Annotated in this window: 14 protein-coding genes; 12 read left to right on the top strand and 2 right to left on the bottom strand. The window is 66.8% G+C overall.

Annotation, left to right across the window (positions count from 1 at the left end; all coding sequences use genetic code 11):
• The first annotated feature begins 150 nt into the window (after positions 1-150).
• Complete coding sequence (locus tag AC1RQK_RS19385; protein WP_492810753.1) at positions 151-972, top strand: hypothetical protein; 822 nt, start codon at positions 151-153, stop codon at positions 970-972.
• A gap of 119 nt (positions 973-1091) precedes the next feature.
• Here the strand turns inward: AC1RQK_RS19385 and AC1RQK_RS19380 are convergent, their stop codons facing one another.
• Both AC1RQK_RS19380 and AC1RQK_RS19375 read right to left on the bottom strand, forming a co-directional pair.
• The gene (locus AC1RQK_RS19380) at positions 1092-1400 is read right to left on the bottom strand and encodes a hypothetical protein (protein ID WP_043355619.1); all 309 of its coding nucleotides are present in this window, start codon (positions 1398-1400) and stop codon (positions 1092-1094) included.
• Between the two features lie 344 nt (positions 1401-1744).
• Positions 1745-2683, bottom strand: a complete 939-nt coding sequence (locus AC1RQK_RS19375) for an amino acid ABC transporter substrate-binding protein (protein WP_492810573.1) — start codon at positions 2681-2683, stop codon at positions 1745-1747.
• 272 nt (positions 2684-2955) lie between these two features.
• Here AC1RQK_RS19375 and AC1RQK_RS19370 point away from each other — a divergent pair, with 272 nt between their 5' ends.
• From AC1RQK_RS19370 to AC1RQK_RS19320, 11 genes are all read left to right on the top strand, one after another.
• Positions 2956-4782: a DUF2138 family protein gene (locus AC1RQK_RS19370; RefSeq protein WP_492810571.1), complete on the top strand. Its 1827-nt coding sequence runs from the start codon at positions 2956-2958 to the stop codon at positions 4780-4782.
• Positions 4783-4808: 26 nt separating this feature from the next.
• Positions 4809-5471, top strand: a complete 663-nt coding sequence (locus AC1RQK_RS19365) for a DUF1175 domain-containing protein (RefSeq protein WP_492374713.1) — start codon at positions 4809-4811, stop codon at positions 5469-5471.
• 5 nt (positions 5472-5476) lie between these two features.
• A complete protein-coding gene (locus tag AC1RQK_RS19360) occupies positions 5477-10228 on the top strand; it encodes an alpha-2-macroglobulin family protein (protein WP_492810569.1) in 4752 nt (1583 codons plus the stop codon).
• 7 nt (positions 10229-10235) lie between these two features.
• Positions 10236-11987 (top strand): DUF2300 domain-containing protein, encoded by a 1752-nt coding sequence (locus AC1RQK_RS19355; RefSeq protein WP_492810567.1) that lies wholly within the window; start codon positions 10236-10238, stop codon positions 11985-11987.
• Complete coding sequence (locus AC1RQK_RS19350) at positions 11984-12808, top strand: YfaP family protein (protein WP_492810565.1); 825 nt, start codon at positions 11984-11986, stop codon at positions 12806-12808. The genes AC1RQK_RS19355 and AC1RQK_RS19350 overlap by 4 nt, the downstream gene beginning before the upstream one ends.
• 86 nt (positions 12809-12894) lie before the next feature.
• Positions 12895-13740, top strand: a complete 846-nt coding sequence (locus tag AC1RQK_RS19345; protein ID WP_183037100.1) for a YfaP family protein — start codon at positions 12895-12897, stop codon at positions 13738-13740.
• A gap of 81 nt (positions 13741-13821) precedes the next feature.
• Positions 13822-15003: an MGDG synthase family glycosyltransferase gene (locus AC1RQK_RS19340; protein WP_492810563.1), complete on the top strand. Its 1182-nt coding sequence runs from the start codon at positions 13822-13824 to the stop codon at positions 15001-15003.
• Positions 15004-15070: 67 nt separating this feature from the next.
• Complete coding sequence (locus AC1RQK_RS19335) at positions 15071-15547, top strand: hypothetical protein (protein WP_183037099.1); 477 nt, start codon at positions 15071-15073, stop codon at positions 15545-15547.
• 167 nt (positions 15548-15714) lie between these two features.
• The gene (locus AC1RQK_RS19330; RefSeq protein WP_492374706.1) at positions 15715-16833 is read left to right on the top strand and encodes an acyltransferase family protein; all 1119 of its coding nucleotides are present in this window, start codon (positions 15715-15717) and stop codon (positions 16831-16833) included.
• A gap of 276 nt (positions 16834-17109) precedes the next feature.
• Positions 17110-18348 carry a GTP cyclohydrolase II gene (locus AC1RQK_RS19325; RefSeq protein WP_492810561.1) on the top strand — a complete coding sequence of 413 codons (1239 nt, stop codon included), beginning with the start codon at positions 17110-17112 and terminating at the stop codon, positions 18346-18348.
• The gene (locus AC1RQK_RS19320; RefSeq protein ID WP_492374707.1) at positions 18345-19667 is read left to right on the top strand and encodes a URC4/urg3 family protein; all 1323 of its coding nucleotides are present in this window, start codon (positions 18345-18347) and stop codon (positions 19665-19667) included. Before AC1RQK_RS19325 ends, AC1RQK_RS19320 begins: the two co-directional genes overlap by 4 nt.
• Positions 19668-19773: the final 106 nt, after the last annotated feature.

Below are 19773 nucleotides of genomic sequence, written 5' to 3'. Positions count from 1 at the left end.
CTAGTTTCTAGCCAGCGCGAGCTACAACGTCTGGCTGGCCTTGCGTGTGGGACACCGGGTCGGAACGAGCGGGGGCGCGAAATCATTCTAGACAGGATTCATGTGAGGACAAAGGCGCAACGGTTTAGGGCTGCTTCCATTGCCAGCGCAGTGCTGCTGGCCGTGGGCGGCCTTGCGCCTGCTCAGACAGTGGCGGTGGCCGCTGCCACGCCTGAGCAGGCGCCGGCGCGGGCGCTCGCCCCGCTGTGCGACGCGCCATGGTTCCGCTCCGGCTCGCGGGTGCAGATGGAAGGCGATGGCGCCATGCCCATGTCGATCACCATGACCTTGCGCCGGGCGACCAAGAACCAGACTGGATGCCGGGCGCAGCTCGAGGTGCGCTCCAAGTCGGCGCTGTCTGCCCTGATGGGGCCGCCGGTCATCATGGACCAGGTCCACATGGTCAATATCGACCGCCGCTCCGACTCTGCCAAGAGCAGTATCGAGAGCGAGCATGCCGTCATCAATGCACAAGGGCGCTATGCCCGCATGTACGGCGAAGCCGCCTTCAGGGGCCAGGGCGTGTTCAGCTACGCGGGCATGGATATCCACGAGGGCGGCACCCTGGAGGGCGAGGCGTTCGAGTCCAGCGTCTCGCTGCAGATCTATCCGGTGGGCGCGGACGAGGTCGTGGGAAGCATGCGGGCGCTATATGCCTCGATCAGCGTCGGATCCCGCCACGTGGGCAAGCGCCAGATGATCGATACCGTGCTGGGCCGCAAGGAGTGCATGCCGATCACCTACGAGAAGCGGACTTCGCTGGGGCCGCTGATGGTGGGGGAGGAGGTGGTGCAGGTGGAGCCCACGCTGATGCACGTAACCGACTGGTATTGCCCCGCCGAGGCATTCGTGCTGCGCACCGAGATTCGCCAGCAGGACAAGGTGCAACGGATCGACGTCACGGGGATGGATCTGGATACGACTTCGCCCTGACGCTTTCCCCGCCTGCTAAAGCGGATTCTCCGGCAGCACACAGCAGAAAGCCCGCCAGTTTGAATTGGCGGGCTTTCTGCTGTCAGGGCGCCGGGTACCAGCGCGGCGCCCCTTACCGATCAGTTCGCGGCTGCGGCCGATGCGGCGGGCTTCTTGCTCTTGCTCTTCTTGCTCTTCTTGGTCGACTTCTTGGCCGGCGGCGCGGAGGCGTCGGTCAGGTCCGTGCGGGTGCTCTTGTTCGCGCCCTGGGAATACGGGTCGAACTTGTCACCGGACTTGGCACCCTGGCTATATGGGTCGAACTTATCGCCCGACTTGGCGCCCTGGCTATACGGGTCGAATTGCTTCTTCCCGGTCGATTGCGCCTGGGCAGCCACGGAGACGGCGCCAATGCACAGCGCGATGGCTGTCGCGACGAACTTGTTCATGTTTTCTCCTGGTAAATGCCGCCTTCCGGCGGTTCGAATACACGGAAACTGACGGCTAAGGCCGCCACGCCGATTGCGTGGGATACCGTTGCCGCGTTGTCCGCTGGTCCCCAGTGTCGCCAACATTTCGCCTGGCTGTCAACATACGCTGTATTGTGAAATGCACGCTTTGTATCGTCCTATGGAAAGCCGCTATTGCCTTTATCGCCAAGACTTGCTTGACGCTTGACGATCTATGTGCCTAATCGCACACTTTCCGTTTGCGTTAGGTGAGAAAAAGCCCCCGCAGGCCTGATGGCCTGCGGGGGCTTTGATTTTGGCGGATCGCCGGGCTTCGAAGGCCGTTATTCGGTCGCGACATCCGAAGGATGCTTCCACGCATCCCGGACTTCCGGACTCGGTGCCAGCGCAAGGTTGATGCTGCGGGCGCCGATTGGCTGCTGGAACCATTGCTTTTGCAGGGCGATCACCTGCGGGCCGGCGAATACCGATGCCAGGGTCTGGTCCACCAGTTGCTTCCACTCCGGATCGGCCTTGGACATCATCAGCGCATTCTGCTCGATCGACAGAGCGGGACCCACGATCACGAACTGCGAAGGGTCCTTGGCGCGGGCGCGCAGTCCCGACAGCAGTACATCGTCCATCACGAATGCCTGCGCACGTCCGGATTCGAGCAGCAGGAAGGATTCGCCATGGTCCTTCGCGTAGATGTCATGGAAACCATACCGGCCCTTCAGGCGGCGCACATGGCGATCGCCCGTGGAGCCGGCGCTGGTCACCACGTTCTTGCCGCGCAGGTCCTCGAAGGATTTGATGCCCGAATCCGCGCGCACCAGCATGCGGACCGTGGAAATGTAATGCGAGACGCTGAAGGCGACCTGCTTCTGGCGCTCCAGGGAGTTCGTGTTGGGCGCGCAGTCGAGATCGACCAGGCCATTGACCACGGCGGGGATCCGGTTCTGCGGGGTGAGCGGCATCCAGCGCACCTTGATCGTTTTCAGCCCGAGCTTCACGCGCGCGGCCTCCGCGGCGCGCAGGCACAGGTCCACCGCGTAGCCTGCGGGCTCGCCCTTGTCGTTGGCGAAGGAAAAGGGCAGCGCCGATTCACGGTAGCCCAGCACGATGGTGCCGGTGTTGCGGATCTTGTCCAGCACCGGGCTTTGAGCCTGGGCGGCGTGTGGGGCGGAAATCGAGAGGGCGGCGGCAGCGACGAACGCTAGCTTTGCCAGCAGGCGGGAGGCACGGAACGTGCCGGCACTGGCGAATGTGGCAAACGAGAACATATGTCGAATATTTCAAAAATGGCGAGGCTACGCCCGTGGCCCGCTTCGGCAAAGTACATCTTTGTCATAAGCAAATATCGGCCCGGAGAGCCGCCTGGGCAAAGGCGCCCGGTCGGAAAGCGCACTACGCCGGCGGGTGGCGCCGAGCGCGCGGCCGCGCAGGCAGTCACAAAAATTCACGGTGGCTGGGTTGCGGTTTGATTGATGTGCGCGGTACGCTACCGGGTTCGCTGCATCTGTGACGTGCAGTGATCACGATCGTGAAGGGAATCATGAAGATTTCGCGCAAGAGAATCGCGCTTGGCACCGCCGCGCTGGCGATTGCCGCTGGTGTGGCCGTGCAAATGGTCTGGCACCCGTTCGGAAGCGCCTGGAAGGGGCAGCCCCGCCAGCTTGAACTCGATTTCAGCCGCCCCGATGCGCTGGTCGACAGCGAAAGCCTGTCCAGCCTGCCGCGCGATATGCTCCGCGTGCCGCTGCTGCGCGATGTGCTCACCGAAGATTTCGTCAATTATTACGAAGACAACGAAGGCCGCCTGTCTGCCTCGGGCGCGTTGCGTCGCATTGCCTTCGAGCACGACCTGGACTGGGGCGATGCGTTGCTCAAGCGCGTGTTCGACGAACCGGGCCGGCTCATGGCCTGGCGCGGCGCCGATGGCACCTTGCGCTACTGGGCGTTGTCGATGGAGCGCAACGGGCTGGCCAAGGTGCTGCAGGCACTTGGCACGATCGCCCCGGCTGACACGCAGCTGAGCCGTGCCGGTGAGGTCGGCGGCACGCCGCTGTATGCGTTGCGGATCGGCCCGGCGCGCAGCCTGCTGCTGGCGGGCAAGGGCGATCGCCTGGTAGTGCTGTCGGAAGCCGGCATGCTGCTGGACGCGGAAGGCAAGCCCATCGGCGCCCGCGCCAAGGCGGTGGCCGCCTGGCTGTCCGACGATGCCGGCGCGCGCGAGACCCCGCTGCAATCGTTCGCGCTCGACGCCGCCAAGGGCCCGCTCAAGGGCCATCGCGTGCTGGTTGGCGCGAATTACCTCTCGTTTGGCTACCAGGCATTCTTCCCGGGCATCGAAGCGCTGCGTTTCGATTTTGCCGGCGCCGACTCTAAGTCCGACTCTAAGTCCGATTCCAAATCCGATTCCAAGGCCGGCGCCGATGATGCCGCCTGGCACAGCGCGGTGCTGGTCGATGGCGCGCGCCTGCCGGGCAAGTGGAACACGGCCGAACTCTGGAAGGCCTTGCCGGCCGACCCCGCGGCGTGCGCCACGCTGCCGGTGGACTGGCAGGCCGCAGGCAAGATGCTGCAGAAGGTCAGCGGCGGCAAGGATGAACTGGCTGCGCAGGTGGCCCAGGCCTTCGACGGGCCGGCTGCCGTGTGCTTGTATAGCAAGTCGGCGCTGGTGGCGCCGTTGTTCATGGCCCGGGTCAAGTCGTCCGATGCCGCTACCGCGCTGCGTCCGGTGCTGGCGAGCCTGTTCGAGCAAGTGATCGGCGCCTATGAACCCAATGCCGGCGCAGAAAAGGGCGCCTATGCGCGCCTGCCGGTGCAGAGCCGCCAGGGCGCGGGCGGCGCGGTGTTGTGGTCGCGCGCGGTCAGCTCGCCCTACGGCACGCGTGAGGGCAAGGGGGCGCCGTTCGCGGCGCAGCTTTCGGCGGGCGCCTATTTCCCCGTGACGCTGGCACTGGCTGGCAACACGGTGCTGTTTTCGCCTGACGGCGCGTTGGTGGATGACGCGCTGGCGGTGCAGGGCAAGCGCTTCCCCGCGGTGGCCGACACCATGCAGCGCGGCCAGCAGGCTCGTACCGTGCTCAGTTTCACCCCGTCGACGCTGGCGCCGCTGGTGCGGCGCGAAGCCACCAAGGCGTTGCCCGCGGACCAGGAAGCCCTGTTCCTGAACGCGGCGCGCGCTCACCTGTTCCCTAAGCTGAAGACCCTTGCGGCCTACCCGGCGGTCTCGCTTGTGCTGCCCGATAGCTTGCCTTCGGGGCGTGCGTGGGTGTCGGTGACCTGGCAGCAGGCAGGCACGCCGCCGCGCGGCGTGCTGGCCGCGGCCCCGTCGATAGCGCCGATAGCACCGGCACCGCAAGAGGCCGCGCAGTGATAGCTGTGAGCCGAGGCCGCCGCTCGATGCTGGCGGCGCTTGCCTTGCCCCTGGCCGGCGGCGGTCGGGCCTGGGCCTTGTCGGGCCTGGCGTCGGACACGCCAGACGCGGATGCGCTCGATGCCGCGCAATCCGCGGCGTTTCGTGCCTGGTTCGTGCGCATCGTCGGCGAGCAGCTGCGCCAAGGCCCGACCCCACGCTGGTACCAGCGCGATTGTGCGGGCCTGGTGCGCTTTGCCGTGGGCGAGGCGCTCAAGGTGCATGACGCGCGCTGGCTGCGCGCCAACGGCATGCAAGGCAGCGCCTCGGCCCGCCAGTTGCCGCCGGAGCTTAGCCTGAGCCCGAGCCAGCGCACGCTTGGCCAGCGCTGGACCCGCGCCGACGGCAGCACCGGGGCTTATGCCTCCGCCCTGGCCCTGGTGCAGGGCAATAGCCGCTTTGTCGCCAGGAACGTCAACCTGGCGCAGCCTGGCGACCTGCTTTTCTACGACCAGGGTGATGAACAGCACCTGATGATCTGGATGGGCCAGTACCTGGCCTATCACACCGGCACCGTGACCCGTACCGATAACGGCCTGCGTGCCGTCACCCTTTCCCGCTTGATGCAATGGAACGATTCGCGCTGGCAGCCGCAGGACGGCAATCCCAATTTCATCGGCGTATTCCGTTTCGCCTTTTTGTCGAGGTAAAGACGATGCTTGTCGTCATGACGCGCGCAAGCGCGCTTCTGCGTTCCTCCATCCCCCGCATGCTGCTGGCGCTTGCCTTGCTGGCAGGCACCCAGGCGGCAGGCGCCGCCGAGCGGCCGAGCGTCACGCTCGACACGGTGCCGTCAAGCGGCTATAGCGCCTTCCAAGGGCAGCCGTTCTTCCTGCTGTCGGACGCCAGCTACGGCAGCGACCAGACGGCGCAGGTGCGCCTGGAAGCCCCGGGCCGCGAATACAAGAGCGAGCTGCAGCGCTACGGCGGCGCCGACATCCTCGTGTACCGGGTCGCCGATCCGATCGCCTTCTTGAAGGCACAAAAGAACCTGCACCGGATCGACGTCAAGGCGAACTACCGCGGCGAAGGGCTGGCCAATACCTTGTCCTACCTGTGGGATAGCTGGTACAAGCAGGCGCGCCGCGCATGGCAACGCGTGCTGTCGTTCGCGACCCGCAGCAAGGCGGTGGAGGACGCGCCGCAGTTCAGCATGGGTGACCAGATTGCCCAGCCGACCCGCTTCGAGAACAACCCGCAGTACGAGCCGCTCAAGGGCTATGACGTGGTCGAGCGCTTCCGCTACCCGATCTGGGACGCCAAGGAAATCGCGCCGCCCAAGGACGTCAAGCTGGAAGGCAGCAGCAGCGAATTCCTGCCGCGAGACGCGGGCAACGTGATGGTGCCGCTGGGCAAGCTCAAGCCGGGCCTGTACATCGTCGAAGGCATCATCGGCACCTACCGCGCCCATACCTTGCTGTTTGTGTCCGATACCGTGGCCATTACCAAGAGCACCGGCAACGGTATGCTGGTCTGGGCCGCGCAGCGCAAGAGCGGCCGCCCGGTTGCCGGCGCCAGCCTGGCCTGGACCGATGGTCTCGGCGTGCTCCAAAGCGCCACCACTGGCGCTGACGGTGCGGCAGATCTGGCCCACGCCAGCCCGGAGCGCAGCTACCTGCTGGGCGTGGATCCGGCCGGCGGCGCGTTTATCTCGGAAAACTTCTACTACGACAGCGAGATCTACAACACCAAGCTGTACGCCTTCACCGACCGGCCGCTGTACCGTCCCGGCGACGAAGTCCGGGTCAAGTTCATTGGCCGCAATTTCCGCAATGCCACCGAATCCGGCCCCGCTGCGCCCGGTGATATCAAGCTGGAGGTGCTGGACCCCAACGGCGCGCCGCTGGCCTCGGTCGCTACCGCGCTGGCCGCTGACAACGGCGCCGACGCGCGCTTCACGCTGCCCGCCAATGCCCTGGCCGGCGGCTATACGCTGCGCTTCGACTACGGTGGCAACACCTACGGCGGCGCCTTCCGCGTGGCCGAGTACATCAAGCCGCATTTCGACGTGAATCTTGCGTTGGACAAGGCCGACTATGCCACCGGCGAGGCGGTCAAGGGCAAGATCCAGCTGCGCTATCCCGACGGCAAGCCGGTCAAGGACGCCAAGCTGTCCGTCAGCCTGCGCGCGCAGCAGGTGACGATGGTGGAGGGCGAGCTGCAATATGCCGGCCTGTTCCCGGTCAAGCTGGAGCAGCAGGAACTGACCACCGACGGCAGTGGCAATGCCGCGCTGGTGCTGCCTGCCGCCAAGGATCCGAGCCGTTACGTGGTGACGGTGTTCGCCAACGACGGCGCGGCCTATCGGGTCAAGGTCACGCGCGAACTGCTGATCGCGCGTGGCGCCACGCCATACAAGCTGACAGCGCCGGCCAACTTCACCAACCCGGGCCAGAGCGTGACCTTCCAGTTGCAGGCGCTGGCCGCAGGCGGGCAGGCCTCGGCGCAGGCGCCGGCCAAGTGGGAACTGGTGCGCCTGGAGTCCCGCACCCGCAGCGAAGGCGCGCTGAGCCCCGCCGCCAACGGCACTGTGTCGTTCCCGGTCAAGTTCGACCAGCCGGGCTCGTACACGCTCTCCGTCAAGGACGGCGCAGGCAATCTGCTGGCCGCCGCCAGCCACTGGGTGGCCGGCGAGGGCCTGCAGACCGTGCCGGGCAATATCGAGATCGTGTTCGACCGGGACCGCTACCGCATCGGCGACACGGCCGAAGCGCTGGTGACGTTCCCGCTCGCCGTCGAGGATGCCTTGCTGACGCTCGAGCGCGACCGGGTGGAGCGGCGCGGCCTGCTGTCCAAGGGTGGCGACTGGCTGTCGCTGGAGAAGGTCACCGACAAGCAATGGCGGGCGCGGATCAAGGTGGGTAACGATTTCAGCCCCAATATGACGTTCTCCGTGCTGTACGTGAAGGACGGCGACTACGTGTTCCAGAACGCCGGCATTGCCGTGGTACAGCCCACGATCGAGCTGGTGGTCAAGAGCGACAAGCCTGTCTATGCCCCCGGCGAGACCGTCACGCTGGACCTCACCAGCGCCTTCAATGGCAAGCCCGTGCCGGCGAATCTCACCGTCAGCGTGGTGGACGAGATGGTCTACGTGCTGCAGCCTGAAATCGCCCCGAGCATCGTCGACTTCTTCTACCATCCGCGCCGCAACAGCGTGCGCACCACTTCCAGCCTGAACTTCATCGGCTACGACCTCGCCGTGTCGGGCCAGCCCGGCGCCGGTGGCCCTGAGCGAGGCCGCTATAACGAGCGTGGCGTGAAGGTGCTGGAGCGCCCACGCCGGGACGAGAAAGACACTGCCGCGTGGGAGGCCAACCTGCGTACCAGCGCAGACGGCCGCGCGCGCATGAGCTTCACCATGCCTGACTCCCTGACCCGCTGGCGCATCACGGTGCGAGCGATGTCTGCCGACGGCATGGTAGGGCAGCGCACCGCCAGCATCCGGTCCGACAAGGGCCTGTATCTCAAATGGACCGGGCCGCAACGCTACCGCGCCGAGGACGCGCCGCGCATCGACATGGTGGCCTTTAACCAGGGTGAGCAGGAGGTGGCCGCGGACCTCGTGGTGATCGGCGCCGGCCTGAACATCAACCAGAGCGTGACGCTCAAGCGTGGCGCTAACTACGTGCGCCTGCCGGTTGCGCAGGGCGCTCTGCAGGGTGGCGTGGTCAATGCGGAGATCAAGCTGCAGGGCAAAGTGCTGGACCGCCTGCAGACCACGCTCACGGTCGAGCCCACCGGCTGGCTCTCGCAGCGCGAGCTGACGCTGCCGCTGGCAGGTGCCAATGCCGCGTTCAAGCTGCCGGCGGACGCACAGGACGTGCGCCTGCGCTTCGTCGACGGCGCCGCCAGCCAGTTTGCCCGCGTGGCGGACGACTTGCTGGCTTATCCGTACGGCTGCACCGAGCAGACCGCCAGCCGGCTGATTCCGCTGGCATTGGCCCAGCGTAGCCTGGCCGCCACCGCCGCGGACACGGGCGGCGGCACCCAGGGCATCGACGCGCTGCTGCGCACCCAGCGCCAGCGCCTGGCGCTGCTGGCTGGGGTCAATGGCCAGTTTGGGTGGTGGGGCGATACGGTGGGCAATAGCGCGCTGCTGACGGCGTATGCCTATTACGCCGACTGGCTGGCAACGCGCGCCGTCGGCATCAGCCTGCCGCCCGATCACTGGAAGCGCACGCTGGAAGCTTACAAGCAGGCCATGAAGGAGCCGCTGCTGCACCGTGCGCTCGCGCTGTGGTTCATCAACGAGATGGGCTTGCCGGTGGCCACGCAGCTCGGTGGCGTGGCCGGCGAGCTCGCTCGCCCCGGCGCCGACGCGCCTGGCGCGGCCGTGGGCGAAAGCCTGGTGTTTGCCGCACCGGATTCGCCGCAAGGCCGCCGCGTGGCGACCGTGCTGGCCGCGCAGCTCTACAAGCAGATCGGCCAGCCGATGCCGGAAGGCCTGGCCAGCGCCGCCGAGGCCGCGCGTCTGACGTTGGCGAGCGATCCTTCGCCGCTGGTGCAGAGCCTGCTGCTGATGGCGGGCAAGGGCGCGGCCACTTCCGACGTGCAGGCGCTGCTGGCCCGCGCCGGCGCTGCCTCACCGACGATTGACCGGGCCGTGACGCTGGTGTGGCTCAACAAGGCCCTTGGCGGCGGGCTGGGCCGCGGGCTGGCCGGCGAGGGCGATCCCGCGCTGCGCGTGCCGCAGGGCAACTGGAAGGCTACGCGCAGCCCGCTCGGCCTGCCGGAATGGCGCTGGAGCGGGGCGCAATTGCCTGAGACGCTCGCGCTTACCGTGCCGCAGAACATGGATGCGGCTTCGCAGTCGTTCAACACCAATGCCGTGGTGTCCTACCGCAGCCGTGCCCAGGAAGCCTCGCGCCTGCCGATCGGCATCGAGCGCAAGCTTTATCGCCTGGTGCCCACGAGCGATGGCGCAGCGAAGGACGGCAAGCCAGCCGAAGCCGCCGCGGCGGCTTCGGCCGGCCTGAGCTTCTCGGCCAAGCCGGTCAAGCCGGGCGACAAGCTCGACAGCAACACGCTCTACGTCGATGAAATCGTGCTGAGCCCGCGCCAGGGCACCTATCGCTACGGGCTGGTCGAAGCACCGCTGCCGCCCGGCGGCGAGGTCGAGGGCACGACGTGGGGCCTGCGGATCGACGGCTTGCCCGATCCAGACAATAAGGTCACCGGCCTGCAGCCGTTCCAGCGCGCCGTGACATACGAGATGGGCATGCTGTCGTATCACCAGCCGGTAGTCTCGCTAGAGCGCCCGGTGGTGCTGCGCCAGCTGGTGCGCTTTTCGCTGCCAGGCAAGTTCAACCTGCCCCCGGTGCGCTACTTCCGCATGTACCAGCCAGATGCCAAGGCCCTGCAAGGCGACGGCAAGACGGCGGGTTTCCCCTTGACGGTGGAGTGAGGCGGGCATGAACGGCGCAGCGCGCATGGCCGCCGGCCGTGCCTGGTGGCGACGGCTTGCGGTGCTGGCCGCCGTGGGTGCGGCGTGCGCCGGGCCCGTGCTGGCTGCCACGCTCGCGCCCGCCGAGCCCCTGCGCTTCGCGCGGCTCGCGGGAGCGGACGCGCAATTGTTCGGCCTCGACGGCAACGCCGCCGCGCCCGCTGCCACGCCATTGCCTGCCAGCTTGCAGACCCCATTGGGCAGCGTGTGGAAGCTGTTCGTCTATGGCTACCTGGTCGGCCGCGACAAGCCATCCAATGACTACACCTGCCGTGGCGGTGACCCGGAGGAGGTTTACTGCTGCACGCCCGGCCAGAGCATCGACCGCGAGCGTGCGCTGATTCAATCCTGCGGACGCTATTTCGAGCCGCGGCGGCTGGGTTTGTCCGCTGCCGACTGGCGCCGTTTCTGGAAGGAGGCAGGCGCACCCGCGTGGCTGCAGGACATGCGGGCGATGCAGCCCGCTCGCAACGTGGCTGTTGCCGATCTGCTCGCCGGGCTGCATGCCGTGCCCCCCGCCGCGCAACAGGCAGCCGCCGCGACGCTGGTATCGGTACTGACGGTGGGGCGCGGCGAAGGCACGCTGGCCAACTATGGCAGCCTGCTGCGCGCCAAGACGTGGACCATGCCGGACCCGGCGCGGCCGGGCGCATCCATCGGCGGCGCGGCCGGCTGGCTTGCCGATGGCAGCCCGGTCTGGCTGGGCGGCCCCGGCGCCAGTGCCAATGTGCTGCGCCGTGCGGCGCCCCGCCTGCAGCCGTTGCTGGCCACCGTGCCGGTGCCTGATGATGGCGCCTGCGTGCTGGTCGATATGTTCGAGCGCTATGCGCTGCGCGATCTGCAAGCCGCCGGTACCGGCAATGGCACCGGCGCAAGTCGCCAGGCCGTGGCGGATGGCCCGCTCAACGGCACCTATCGCGCCGAGTTTGCCAATGGCAACACCCTGCGCGTGGAGAGCCGTGGCGAACTGATGCTGCTGCGCAAGCCCGGCGCCGCGCCGCGCGTAGTGGGCCGTTTCGGTCTCAATGACTACGTGGCGCGGGTGGTCGAGCGCGAGGGCGACACCACCGAGCCCGAGGCCGCCCGCGCCCTGGCGGTGGCCGCGCGCAGCTACCTGATCCAGCAAGCCACGCGTGAGCAAGGCTGCTTTCATATTGCAGATAGCAGCCGCACCCAGCGTGTGCTGCCACGTGCACCTACCGCCGCGGCGCGGCGTGCCGCTGATGTGACCGATGCGCTAGTGCTGTCCGGCGTGGCCGTGCGTTATCACCACGACGCGAGCAGCCAGGGGCGCATGGCCTGGCTGGAGGCCCGGCGCGCGGCCGGGCAGGGGCAGGCGTTCGATGCCATCCTGGCCCGCTGGTGGCCTCAGGCCACGCTTACCTCGTTCCAGAGCCCAGTGGCCGGCGATTGCCTGGCGGTGGCCAATGCGCGGCAGTGGCTGGCGCAGCGCGCGCCGCACTGGGAGCGCCGGCTGGCGGCGGAGCCGGGCTATGAGACGCCGCCGCTGCCCGCCGTGTGCGAAGTGCGCGAAGGCCGCCCTTATGCCGACGCGCGCCGCAACCGGCTCTATATCCACCGGCTGGCCAGCGAGGACGACCGCATTGCGCTGGCTCATGAATATCTCCATCTTGCATTTGCCCGCCACCCGCGCGGGCAGGACGAAGGCTTTGTCGAAGCCATGGCACGCAAGCTGGTACGTACGCAAAACCCATCATGAATCTCACCCGTAATCTGTCCTGCAACTGGCGCCACGGCGTGCTGGCCCTGGCCTGTGCCGCGGCGCCGCTGGTGGCCGCGGCCGAGCCGGTTGCCGATCTGGACGGCCCGGTGGGCGGCTGGCGCCACGGCGGCTTGTCCAACGAGCTCGAGCGCTATACCGCCGCTTATCCCAAGCCGCCGGTGGACCGGGGCACGCAGAAGTACCGCACGCTGATCGAGGGGCGCCTGCGCAAGGTCGGCAAGGAGGGCCGCAAGCCGCCCACGCTGGTGGTCAACGGCACGGCCATGCCGCTGTATGCCGACGAGCAGGGGCGCTTCGCGCGGCCGTGGGCGTTTGGCCGGGGCTCCAACAGTGTGGAGATCGTGTCCGCTGATGGCGCCTCGCGCCAGCGCTTGCAGTTCTACGAGGCCGACGCGACCAAGATCCAGGCCAAGCTGCGCGCGGTGTTGACCTGGGACGATCCCAAGGCCGAGGTCGACCTGCATGTGATTTCACCTGACGGTGGCCATGCCTTCTTTGCCAGGCCCTTGCTGCCGGAAGGGGGCGGCCTGGACGTGGATAGCGTGGACGGTGCGGGGCCGGAGATTTTCTCGAGCGCGGCGCCGCGTCCCGGGGTGTGGTTGTTCTATGTGAACTACTGGGGCAATTTCAACGCCGACGGCTACAACTTCGAGAAAGGCAAGAACGATCGCGACCTGATTACCGCCAAGCTCACGCTGATCTACAACGAGAACACGCTCAATGAAAAGCGTGAGACGCTCGTGGTGCCGCTGCGCAAGCTGGGCGAACTGGCGCTGATGAAGTCGGTGCGCTTCTGATCCGACACATCGATCAGGCACACTGATAGCCAGACCGACGCCTAGCCAGAAAGCAGTCGCAAAGAACGCAGGAAGGAACCGTGGATATGCAGCACTCGCCGAAACTAGCCTTGATCAGCCTGACCCTGCCGGCATTGTTGCTGGCCGGCGCCGCGCGAGCCGACGATGCCATCGAGTTCACCACGCCGCGCAATGGCTGGCGCAACTCGGCCGGTGATGCTTCGGCCTATACGCAGGAAGTGCATTACCCGGCGGTGGCGGTCTCCACGCGAGCCGGGCAAGCCGCCAGCGCCATGATTGCCGGGCGCATCCGCGCGGCGCCGAAGTCCGAGGCGGATGCCGCGAGCGCCGCGTCTAGCCCCGCACCCGGCGGGCGCGGGCGGCGCGGTGGCGGCTCGGTTGCCACCCTGGTGGTCAACGGCGTGGCGATGCCGCAGCGGGTTGAGGAGGATGGCCGCTTCTCACGGCCCTACGCCTTCTCGGGCGGCAGCAACAGCGTGGAGATCCGCAGTGCGCAGGGCGCCAGCAAGCGCGTGCAGTTCTACGACGGCTACCAGGGCAAGACCCGTCCGCGCCTGCGCGTGGTGCTGTCCTGGGACAGCGATCAGACCGACCTGGACCTGCATGTGGTGGCGCCCGACGGCCAGCACACCTTCTATGCGAATCGCGTGGCCAGCAACGGCGGCGCGCTCGATGTCGACGTCACCACCGGCTATGGCCCGGAGATCTATTCGATTGCCGCGCCGCCACCCGGCACCTACCTGGTCTATGTGAACTACTACGGCAGCGGCGCCGGTCCCGAAGCCATTACCGTGGCGCAAGTAGCGCTGATCACCGATGAAAACACGCCCAACGAAAAGCAGCAGGTGTTCCGCGTGCCGATGCGCAAGCCCGGCGAACTGACGCTGATCAAGTCCTTCGTCATGAAGTGAGCACCGCGCCGAAACTCTCCAGCACCCCAGCGTCCCGGCACCTCCGGGATCACCCCGGCAGCCCAATCTCCCACAATCCCCATGCAGCAGCAGAAGATCCTGTTCCTCAGTGTTTCCGCCGGCGCCGGCCACATGCGCGCCGCTGAAGCACTGCGTCTTACCGCCGAAGCCGAATTCCCCGGCGTGCAGACGCTTCACCTGGACGTGATGGAATACGTCCCGGCCACGTTTCGCAAGCTCTACACCGACTTCTACATCAAGCTGGTAAACAGCTATCCGGCCCTCTGGGGCATGCTGTACCAGCACACTTCCGAGGCCGACCCGGCAGCGCCGATGCAAAAGCTGCGGCGCGCCGCCGAGCGGCTGAGCACGCGCGCGCTGCGCCGTGCGATCGACGAGTTCGCCCCGGATGCCATCGTCTGCACGCACTTCCTGCCCGCCGAGATCCTGATGCATGAGGTGCACCGGCAGCGGCTGGCGGTGCCCGTGTGGGTGCAGGTGACGGACTTTGATCTGCACGGCATGTGGGTGATTCCCCATATGACGGGTTACTTTGCCGCCAGCGAGGAAATCGCGTTTCGCATGCGGGCCAGCCGGATCGAGGCTGGCCGCATCCATACCACAGGGATTCCGGTGGTGCCGGCGTTTTCCCATCCGCAGGATCGCCAGGCCTGCGCACAGCATTTCGGGCTCGATCCGGCAAGGCGCACCATCATGCTGATGGGGGGTGGGGCAGGCCTTGGCGGCCTTGATGAAGTGGCCGGCGCGCTGATGCGGCTGGAGCACGATTTCCAGCTGATCGTGCTTGCCGGGCGCAACGAGACCGCGCTGGCGCGGCTCAAGACCCTCGCCGCCGCACACTCCGGGCGGCTCTTTCCCTTCGGCTTTACCAATGAGGTGGAGCGTCTGATGGCGTGCTCCGATCTGGTCATCACCAAGCCCGGCGGCCTGACCACGTCCGAATGCCTGGCGATGGGCGTGCCGATGGTGGTCAATGCGCCGATTCCCGGGCAGGAAGAGCGCAATGCCGATTACCTGCTGGAGCAAGGCGCTGCGCTCAAGGCGGTCGACCTGGTATCGCTCGAATACCGGGTGCGCCTCTTGCTGGCGGAGCCGGCGCGGCTCGACCAGATGCGTGCGCGGGCTAGCGCGCTGGGGCAACCGGCGGCGGCGCGCCGCGTGCTGGAAACCGTGCTCGAGCAATTGGCGCGGTGCGGCCAGCTAGCCGGCCACGGCGGCGCGGCGGCGACGGCGGCGCGTTGAGATGCGCGCGCTGAACCTGTCTTCTTCCACCCGGCACGCGGGCCAGTCCTATCCGTCGCGCCATCCGATGGTGCTGGTGCTGACCGTGGCGTGGACCCTGCTGCTGGCCTATTTCTTCGCTAACGTGGAGATCCAGATCGAGGGCGCCGCGGGCTGGGCGGCCAACCTGCCCACCTGGCGCATCGAGCATCACTGGCTGCTGGATATTTTCTGGGGCGGGCGCCCGATGACGGGGTATCACGCGTGGGTATTCCCCTGCGTGGCGCTGTTCTTCCATTTTTCACTGGTGTTCGGCGGGCGCTGGAACTGGCGCGCCGAGGCGCGCGTGATCGCCTGCATCATGGTGTTCTGGATCAGCGAGGATTTTCTCTGGTTCGTGCTGAACCCGGCATTCGGGCTGGCGCGCTTTGCGCCGAGTTTCGTGCCCTGGCACATCCACTGGTGGGCCGGCGCGCCTACCGATTATTGGGTTTCGCTGGGCGTGGCGGCGGCGTTGCTCTGGCTGTCATGCAGGGGGCCGGTGGGGAATCGTTACAGTTTTTAGGCAAATGCAGTCAATATGCTGTTTGGTGCATATGTTGCGGCGCAATGTGTGACCAATACAACGCTTCTCGCCATTTTGCGGCGGTGCATCGTGGCCCGTTTTGGCGCCATCCTGTTTCCTGGGAGTAGAATCCGGCCCTTGTGTACTTTGTAGCATTCTTATAACAAATGAGCCCCCGTCCTTCGCGCATGGCGTGCATTGACGCTCTCAAGGCGATCAGTTCACAGCTGATCGTGCTGCACCATCTTGCCTTCTATGGCCCCATGTCCGATGCGGCCCACGTGCTGGCGCCCGGTCTGCTCGACTGGTTTTCGCAGTACGCGCGCATCGCCGTGCAGGTGTTCCTCGTCATCAGCGGCTTCCTGGCGGCGCGCAGCGTGGCGCCCGGCGGGCATTTGATGGTGCCGCGCCCCTTGCAGGCAATCTGGCGCCGATATCAGAAGCTGGTGGTGCCCTATACCGCGGCTATCTTGATTGCCATTGCCGGTGCCGCCATCGCGCGCACCTGGATGCATCACGACTCCATTCCCGGCGCCCCCGGCCTGCACCAGTTCCTGGCGCATGTGCTGCTGCTGCACAACGTGCTGGACTTCGATGCCTTGTCTGCCGGCGTCTGGTATGTGGCCATCGACCTGCAGTTGTTCGCCTTGCTGATGGTGGCGTTGTGGGCAGCCCGCCGCTGCGAGCAATGGTTTGACGTGGGCGGCAGCCCGATGGGCCCGCTGGCGGTGGCCGGGCTGGTGCTGGCTTCACTGTTCTGGTTCAACCGTGATGCCACATGGGATATCTGGGCGATTTACTTCTTCGGCGCCTACGGCTTGGGCACGCTGGCCTTCTGGGCATCCGAGCCTGAGCGTTCGCCGGTGGCACTGCTGGTGTTGTGCACCGTGGTGCTGGCAGCGCTGGTCGTGGATTTCCGGCTGCGCATCGCGGTGGCGCTGGCCATCGCGCTCCTGCTCGGCACGGCGCGCCGTGGCGGTTGGCTTGAGCACTGGCCGCAGGCCCAGTTCCTGGCATTTTTCGGGCGTATTTCCTACTCGGTGTTCCTGGTGCATTTCCCGATTTGCCTGGTGGTGAATGCCCTGGTCTTCCATCTGGCTCCGCACCAGCCCCTCCTCAATGCGCTCGGCATGGTGCTGGCCTGGCTGCTCAGCAACGCCGCGGGGGCATTGTTCCATCGCTACGTGGAGAGCGGTGCGCCGTTGCGCGCATTGCGCCTGGCGCTGTGGCCCGCTGCCCACGAGCCGGTCCAGCGGCAGGAGGCGGGGCAGCAACGGTCAACCTGACCGACCGATAGCCCCGATAGTCCCGATAGCGCTTTCGGTTTATCCGAAGGCATAGCCAGCGGCACCCGGCCCCAGCGGCCCGGTGCCGCTTTTGCATGGTGCCTATGCACCAGGACTGGTGCTGGCCGCGGCGCTTGCGCACAGGCACGGTGCGCAAGCGGCATCGTGCGGCGTGCAACACAAGGTAAAAACGAGCATTGGGATATGGCACGAAGGTTGCCTACTATGGAATCGTAAACCTGACCGTTTGGTCAGGATTCTTGTTCCGAGGCTGCCATGTCCGATCATATTGTCCTGACCTCGCACGCGCGCCGCGACAAGCCGGCCGAGCCAATCCACTGGGGGGCCGCCACGGCAGCGGAGCGCGGCCCCGTGATCGCAAGCCTGACCAATCCGGCTCAGCGCAATGTGATCGGCACCCATTCCGGCGCATACGCGGTTTACCGCGCGCTGGCGGTGGCCTCCGGCAAGCTGCAGCGAGACCACCGCGCTGATCTCACCGATACCTCGCCGGCCGAGGTCATCGGGCCTCACCCGCAGTGGAGCGATCCGGACAAGATCGTCTCGATGGATCCCTGGGGCCACCTGGTTTCCAGCGCCTTCGGCGACCGGATCGCCGCGGGCATCGACATCCGTCCCTCGATCGCCATTACGCGTGCCCACATCAATATGCCGGAACTGATGGGCGCCATTGCGGCCGGCCGGCTCACACCCGACGGGCAGATCCTTCATGCCAATGGCGACGTGCGGGTCACCAAAGCCGCGATCGATCCGGTCTGGTACCTGCCGGGGCTGGCGCGCCGCTTCGAGATCAAGGAGAGCATGCTGCGCCGCAGCCTGTTCGAGCAGACCAGCGGCATGTTTCCGGAACTGGTCACGCGCCCCGACCTGAAAGTGTTCCTGCCGCCGATCGGCGGCATGACCCTGTACTTCTTCGGCGATGTCAGCCAGCTTGGCAAGCCCGAGACCAAGGTGGCCTGCCGCGTGCACGACGAGTGCAACGGCTCGGACGTGTTCGGCTCCGACATATGTACCTGCCGGCCGTACCTGGCCCACGGCATCGAGGTGTGCATCGAGATGGCGCAGCAGGGCGGTGTGGGGCTGGTGGTCTATAACCGGAAGGAAGGCCGGGCGCTGGGCGAGGTGACCAAGTTCCTGGTCTACAACGCCCGCAAGCGCCAGGTTGGCGGCGACCGGGCCGAGACTTATTTCGCACGCACGGAATGTATCGCCGGCGTGCAGGACATGCGCTTCCAGGAACTCATGCCCGACGTGTTCCACTGGCTCGGCATCAGGCGTATCGACCGCTGGGCTTCGATGAGCAATATGAAGCACGGGGCGCTGACCGCTCAGGGTATCGAGGTGGTCGAGCAGGTCGCGATTCCCGATGCACTGATCCCGGCCGATGCCCGCGTGGAAATCGACGCCAAGGTGGCGGCTGGCTACTTCACGAGCTATACCCCGCCCGACGCGGAAGAACTTGCGCTGGCCAAGGGTAGAGGACTGCACGAATGAACGAGATACCCGAAGCGGGTGGCGTGCGCGGCGCCGCGAATCCCTTCATCAACGGCGAGGATGATGCCGGTGGCTGGGCCAGTCCCGTGCCGCCGGGCCATCCGGCCGCCGCGTTGCTCACCGGCCAGGCGGTACGCACGCGCTGCGCTGCCGTGACGGATCATGTGGCAGCCGGCGCGTCCGAGCTGTTTACCTGGCATCCGGAGCGGATCCCGGCAGTGGCCGATTACGTGGCGGCCACCATCCGCCAGCGCTATCCCGACCTCAACGTGCCGTACCACAGCCGCTGGCGTCATTTCGAGAGCGGCGGCCCTGGCGAGAAGCTGGACCGCTGGCAGATCCTGTGCGAACGCGGCGGGCTCTCCGGCGAGGCCGACCGTGAGGAGCGCGCCCGCATCGGCATCGACCTGGTGATTCCCAGCGTATTGCTGGATGCCGGCGCAGGCCCGGACTGGCGCTATCGCGATCCTGCCAGCGACCTGTCGCTGACGCGCTCCGAAGGGCTCGGCGTGGCCAGCTTCGACCTGTTCGCGCGCGGCGGCTTCTCCGCCCAGCCGGGGCAGCCGCTGCGCTCCGATGCCGAGCGCCTGATGCGTATCGATGCGTCTTCCATCGCAACCGCGTTCCAGGTGGCCCAGCACAACCCGCTGGTGGGCCTGGATGGACGCGCCGGGCTGTTGCGCCGTCTTGGCGAGGTGGCGCAAGCCACGCCAGCGGTCTTTGGTTCGCCGGCGCGGCTGGGCAACCTGTTCGACTACATCAAGGCGCATGCCAGCTCTGGGCGGATCGAGGCCGGCTTCGTGCTTACCACGCTGCTGGTGGCGCTGGGGCCGGTATGGCCCGGGCGCGTGAGCCTGGAAGGCGTGTCGCTGGGCGACTGCTGGCACCACCCGGCCTGTACTGATGGCCTGGTGCCTTTTCACAAGCTGACCCAGTGGCTCACCTACTCGCTGCTGGAACCGCTGGAAGATGCCGGCCTGACCGTGACCGGGCTAGAGGTCCTGACGGGCTTGCCCGAATACCGCAACGGCGGGCTGCTGTTCGATTTCGAGCTGATGGTGCCGCGCGACCCTGGCTTCACTGCCGTGGCGCACACGGTGGATGAGCCGGTTATCGTGGAATGGCGCGCGCTCACGGTGACGGGACTCGACCTCGTGGCCGCGTCCGTGCGCGAGGCGCTCGGGTTGTCGGCAGAGTCGTTCCCGCTGGCCCGCGTGCTGGAGGGCGGCACCTGGGCCGCGGGGCGGCGCATTGCCGCCAAGCGCAGGCCAGGTGGCCCGCCACCTTTCGCCATCAACAGCGACGGCACGGTGTTCTAGCGGGTTTGCCAGACCCGCGCCACAGCAAACAGCAAACAGCAAACAGCAAACAGCAAACAGCAAACAGCAAACAGCAAACAGCAAACAGCAAACAGCAAACAGCAAA

The organism is Cupriavidus sp. GW822-FHT02D05 (genome assembly GCF_058802485.1).
This window is presented reverse-complemented; position numbering and strand designations above follow the sequence as displayed.